The following is a 2,863-nucleotide window of genomic DNA, read 5'->3' as shown; positions in this document are numbered from 1 at the left end:
GGCGGCTTCGGGGGCTCGGTGCGGCTCGCGCGCGGGCGGTCAGCCCGTCGTGAGGGCCTGGGCCTGGCGGGTGGCGTCGCTGCGGTAGAGGCGGCGGATGCGGACCACGCCGAGGTCGTGCTGGTAGAGGTTCTCGCCCACGTCGCCGTCGGCCGGCATGCCCTCCAGCATGACGCGGTCCTGTTCCAGCACCTCGTGGTGGCGCTCCTCCAGCGTCATCCGGTACAGGAAGCGCCAGGAGTCGCGCTCCCAGCCCTGGACCTTGCGGGTGCGCCAGTGGAAGACCGCGCACTCGGTGTCGGTGACCGGCACGACCATGCCGACGATGCCGAAGGCGCCGCCCGGCCCGGCGTAGGGCTGGTAGGGGATCTCCAGGTCGACCCAGTCGACGCCGGTGCGGCCGAACTCGACCCAGTCGAAGTTCACGCCGACCTGGTCGGTCTTCTCGAAGAAGAAGCCGCGCCCGGTCTCCCGGATGCGGAAGCGGGCCGACTTGGCGCCGCCCGACATGGAGTGGGAGTGGCCGTGCAGGAAGGCCCCGTGCATGGGGTCGAGCACGTTGTCGATGTAGAAGCGCCACGGGGCGCCCCACTCGGCGTAGTTGAGGAAGTGCGCGGTCTCCGGGTCGCTCAGCCGGTCGGGCAGGACCAGCTCCGGCGGCTCAGGGTGCTGCTCGTCGCCCCAGTAGGCGAAGATCGCGCCGCAGTGCTCCTGCACCGGCAGAGAACGCACCAGCTGCTTGCCCTCCAGGTTGCAGCCGGGCAGGCCGGGCACCGAGACGACGGTGCCGGTGCCGTCGACCTGGACGCCGTGGTACAGGCAGGCGACCCGGTCGCCGAGGTGCTGGCCGAGGGAGAGCGGGGCGCTGCGGTGCGGGCAGCGGTCGGCGATCATGTGCAGCTCGCCGGAGGGGCGGCGGAACAGCAGCCAGGGCTCGTTCCAGCGGGTCACGCGCTTCATGGAGCCGGCCGCGACCTGGTCGGAGGGCAGGACCGGGTACCACTGGTTGCGCAGGCCCGTCGCGTGGATCCGCTCGGCCAGCTCCTCGACGGCGGGGTTCGCGCCCGTCGTGGTCGTCGTCACGGTGCTCGTCATGGTCGTCGTCACGCTCCCAGTCGCTTCATCTCGGCCCGGAACGACTCCTCGGTCCAGGCGTCGCCGTCCGGCGGGTACACGCTGCTGCGGTTGAGGCCCGCGACGACGTCGGCGAGGTCGTGGCCGTGCCGGGCGTAGACTTCTTCGAGGGCGCCGGCGAGCTTGCGCTCGTAGTCGGTGGGTTCGTGGGTGCGGGTCTGGTGCACCACCACGTAACGGCTCATGTTCTTCTCCGGTGAGGAAGGGGCGTCAGAGGTCGAGGACCAGGCGGGCGGAGGCGCAGCGCGAGACGCAGATCATCATCGAGGCGCCCGCGGCCTGTTCGTCGGAACTGAGCAGCATGTCCCGGTGGTCGGGCGTGCCGTCGAGGACGCGGGTCTCGCAGGTGCCGCAGATGCCGTCGCGGCAGGAGGTCTCCACGGCGACGCCGGCGTTCTCCAGGGCGTCGACGATGGACTCCTCGGGCCCCACGGTGACGGTGGCGCCGGAGCGGGCGCACTCGACCTCGAAGGTCTTCTCGCCGCCCTCCGGGGCGGGCGCCTTCACCGCGGCGAACCGCTCGACGCGCAGCCTGTCGCGCAGGCCGCGCTCCTCGCAGGCCGCCTCGATCGCGGCGAGCAGCGGTTCGGGGCCGCAGCAGTACACGAGGGCGCCCGGGTCGGCCTGGGCCTCGGCGAGGATGGCCGGCAGGTCGAGGTGGCCCTTCTCGTCCTGCGGGTGGAAGGCCACCGGGCCGCCCAGCGCGCGGAGTTCGGCGCCGAAGGCCATCGAGGAGCGCTGCCGGCCGCCGTGCCACAGCTTCCAGCTCCGGCCGCGCGCGGTGGCCTCGCGGGCCTGGGCGAGGATCGGGGTGATGCCGATGCCGCCGGCCACGAAGAGGTACGACGGGGCGTCGTCCAGAGCGAAGTGGTTGCGCGGGCCCTTGACGGTGACCGTCTGCCCGGGGCGCAGCTTGGTGTGCACGTGGGCCGAACCGCCGCGCGACGTCGGCTCCTTGAGCACGCCGATCCGGTACCGGCCGGTGTCGGCGGGGTCGCCGCACAGGCTGTACTGGCGGATCAGACCGCCGAGGTGGACGTCGATGTGCGCGCCGGGGGTCCAGGCCGGCAGGGGCTTGCCCTCCGGGTGGACGAGGTCGACCGACAGGACATCGTCGGCCTCCCAGGTGGTCCGGTGCACGAGAAGGTCGATCCGCGTCTCCTGCGTCGTGTCGCTCACGGCCGTCCTCCTTCTACTGGTTCTGGCCGGGGATGGAGACCGGCGGGGTGAACGGGTTCTTCATCGGGCCGAGGGCGGTGAGGTCGACCTCGACCAGGGTGGGGCCGTCGCTGTCGACGGCTTCCTTGATGACGGGTCCGGCGTTGGCCTCGGAGGCGATCCGGGCGTAGGGCAGCCCGGCGGCGCGGGCCAGCAGCGCGAAGTCGGGGGTGGCGAGGTCGACGCCGGAGCGGCGGTCGAAGTGCGCGTCCTGCATGTTGCGGAGCACGCCGTAGCCGCCGTCGTTGAAGACGACCAGGGTGAGGCGGGGCCGCTCCTGCGCCAGGGTGAGGAGTTCGCCGAGGTGGACGGCGAGGCCTCCGTCGCCGGCGATGACGACGGTGGGCCGCTCGGGGTGGGCGAGGGCGGCGCCGATGCCCATGCCGAGGCCCTGGCCGATGCCGCCGCCGCGCGGGAAGACGTTGTCGCGCGGGTCGTGGATCGGCAGCAGGCGGTTGCCCCAGCTGGAGGAGGGGATGGTGACGTCGCGGGCGATCACGGCGCGGCGCGG

At 72.8% G+C, this 2,863-nt stretch carries 4 protein-coding genes; all 4 read right to left on the bottom strand.

Going from position 1 to position 2,863, the window contains the following annotated elements; genetic code table 11:
• Positions 1-39 precede the first annotated feature (39 nt).
• Positions 40-1,095: an aromatic ring-hydroxylating dioxygenase subunit alpha gene (locus HW445_RS25060; RefSeq protein ID WP_180223195.1), complete on the bottom strand. Its 1,056-nt coding sequence runs from the start codon at positions 1,093-1,095 to the stop codon at positions 40-42.
• Between the two features lie 8 nt (positions 1,096-1,103).
• Positions 1,104-1,319, bottom strand: a complete 216-nt coding sequence (locus HW445_RS25055; protein ID WP_180223194.1) for a recombinase-like helix-turn-helix domain-containing protein — start codon at positions 1,317-1,319, stop codon at positions 1,104-1,106.
• Between the two features lie 25 nt (positions 1,320-1,344).
• Positions 1,345-2,313, bottom strand: coding sequence for a PDR/VanB family oxidoreductase (locus HW445_RS25050; protein WP_180223193.1), 969 nt, complete (start codon positions 2,311-2,313; stop codon positions 1,345-1,347).
• A 13-nt stretch (positions 2,314-2,326) separates the two neighbouring features.
• Positions 2,327-2,863: thiamine pyrophosphate-dependent enzyme (locus tag HW445_RS25045; protein ID WP_257231277.1), on the bottom strand; the 537-nt coding region annotated here is incomplete at its 5' end.

Origin of the sequence: Streptomyces sp. UH6, assembly GCF_013421635.1 — a bacterium.
Lineage (GTDB): Bacteria > Actinomycetota > Actinomycetes > Streptomycetales > Streptomycetaceae > Streptomyces > Streptomyces abyssomicinicus.
The sequence above is the reverse complement of the archived record's forward strand: the minus strand, read 5'-3'. Positions and strand labels throughout refer to the sequence as shown.

What these genes read in the sequence shown, in the direction of transcription:
- HW445_RS25055 (WP_180223194.1), bottom strand. Translation starts at nt 1,319, where the DNA reads ATGAGCCGTTACGTGGTGGTGCACCAGACCCGCACCCACGAACCCACC.
- HW445_RS25060 (WP_180223195.1), bottom strand. Translation starts at nt 1,095, where the DNA reads ATGACGAGCACCGTGACGACGACCACGACGGGCGCGAACCCCGCCGTC.